The organism is Halarsenatibacter silvermanii, assembly GCF_900103135.1.
Taxonomy (GTDB): Bacteria; Bacillota; Halanaerobiia; order Halanaerobiales; family Halarsenatibacteraceae; genus Halarsenatibacter; species Halarsenatibacter silvermanii.
In genome coordinates, this window is the sequence record NZ_FNGO01000064.1 from 1 (window position 1) to 1943 (window position 1943).

At 35.0% G+C, this 1943-nt stretch carries 2 protein-coding genes; both read right to left on the reverse strand.

Annotation, left to right across the window (positions count from 1 at the left end; genetic code table 11):
• Positions 1-135 precede the first annotated feature (135 nt).
• Complete coding sequence (locus tag BLT15_RS13000; protein WP_089762511.1) at positions 136-585, reverse strand: UPF0175 family protein; 450 nt, start codon at positions 583-585, stop codon at positions 136-138.
• 46 nt (positions 586-631) lie between these two features.
• Positions 632-1729, reverse strand: a complete 1098-nt coding sequence (locus tag BLT15_RS13005; RefSeq protein ID WP_089762513.1) for an Rpn family recombination-promoting nuclease/putative transposase — start codon at positions 1727-1729, stop codon at positions 632-634.
• Positions 1730-1943: the final 214 nt, after the last annotated feature.

Consider the following 1943-nt stretch of genomic DNA (forward strand, 5'->3'; position numbering starts at 1 on the left):
CGGATGTGTAAAGTCATTTCTGGAAGTTCGACTTTAAAAGGTTTTAAAATACCACATAATATCTAATAATTTGTAGTCAGAGAAATTATAATTATTTTGGATGTCCTTTCCCCCTTTAAGCCAATCAAATTAAGTTTATTCGGCTAAGGCATCTAAAACTCCTTTATGCTCTTCAAATAGTTTATTGAAACGCCTGCGGTACCCTTTTTCTTCGTTATATTTCTTAATGAACTTTTTCAATTCTATGTCTGCGCTGCTGCCTTCTTGTTGAGCTAATTTTTTAAACTTTTCCCAATCCTCATCATCAAAAAGGCGAGGAAATTCTTTAGTATACTCTAAATCTTCTTTTAGGTTTTCTTCTGTATAATGTCTTTCTATATTCCTTTCTTTAAGGAGTTCATGGAATTGCCATTTAGTCATATTTGCAAGCTGTCTTGCTTTGCCAAAGGATAATATCTGTTCTCTGTAAAGAGATAAAGCTAATTCTCTCTGTAAGGTTTCATCTCTTTTATCTTCAGGAACTTTCATAGCTCTATAGACATCTCTGGGTATTGAGAGCTGTTTTTCAGAAGAAGAAGCACTCATATTACCACCTCTTTCTTGCAGGTTAGATTAGCTGGATAATACCTGCTTATTCTAACATATCATATACATCATTTATGCTATCTAAAGAAAGAATATTATCTCTGATATTCTCTAAAGTATCGATATCAGCTTCTTCTAATTTGTTTTCTAAGGTCTCAGTGTCTTCCAGGGAAAATATGTCAGAAGCAAAAACCAGCAAGGTTTCTATTAATGTCTTCTTTTTGCCCTTTTCAATACCTCTTTCAATACCTCTTTCCAATCCTTTTTCTATACCTTTTTCTTCGCCTTCTTTCATGATCTCTTCTACAAAAGTCATAAGATTTTCACTCCCTTCGTGGAGGGTATCCTGTGCAAGTTTAAAAGTGTTTTTATCGTTAAAATATTCCGAGGTGGCAGCTAAATAAATTATTGCCACCGTTACAACTCTCTCCAGAAATTCTCTGGAGCTCCATATTTCTTCATCTTTAAAAATGTCAAGAGCCTTTTGAAATTTTTCATCGGCTGCCTCTTCGTTCTCAGCATTAGCTGCGTCCAGAATGCGAAAATATGACAAACCTTCTGGACTTATTTTGCCCTCGAGATAATTTATTATTTCTTTTAGATGAATGAAAAAATACTCGAAGTCAGGAGTAAATTTTTCTATAGATCCAATATCACCTTCCAAAATATTGGATAATTTTTTAGGAGCTGTCCAGTTTTCCTGACCATGATAAAAAATAATGGGCAGTACCTGGGTAGTAGTTTGATTTTTATATTTGTCATTGTAGATGTTGTAGAGATATTTCATCACTTTCAGTATAACTCTGCGCTTTACAGTGCTTTTATGCTCGAAAAGGATGCAGATATTGCCCTCACTTCCATCAGCTAACTCAGCTTCATAAACCACATCTGTTATTGTTTCTTTCATAATCTCTTCCACATAGCTATCATTTGTCCTGTTGATAGAATTAATTTTAAAGTGATCTATCACTTCAGCAGGCAGGGCAATTTCCAGGAAATTCACCATGGTTGGCTTTCTTCCCAGCGTCCATTTAAAGAATAGGTCGTGAGGTTGCTCTGGTTCTTCCAGGTCGAATATTTTCTGTAGATATGATTGAATCTTATCATCTACATCACTGTAGCTGTAATTGTTGTTTTTGCCCATTGGGGGGCTTTCACTCCTATCTGCATTAAAATTATATCACATTCAGCAGCATTATAGAAAGGTCTGGCTGCGTCTGGATTTTATATGTAAAAATATAAGGATCTTCTTGTCTTCGGTTAGTTAATAGGTGTGTAAAACCTCATTTAGTTGTACTGGAAGATATAAAGCTTCGTTCACAATGAAATTTTTCCCCGGCTTACGTTTAGTTTTCGGC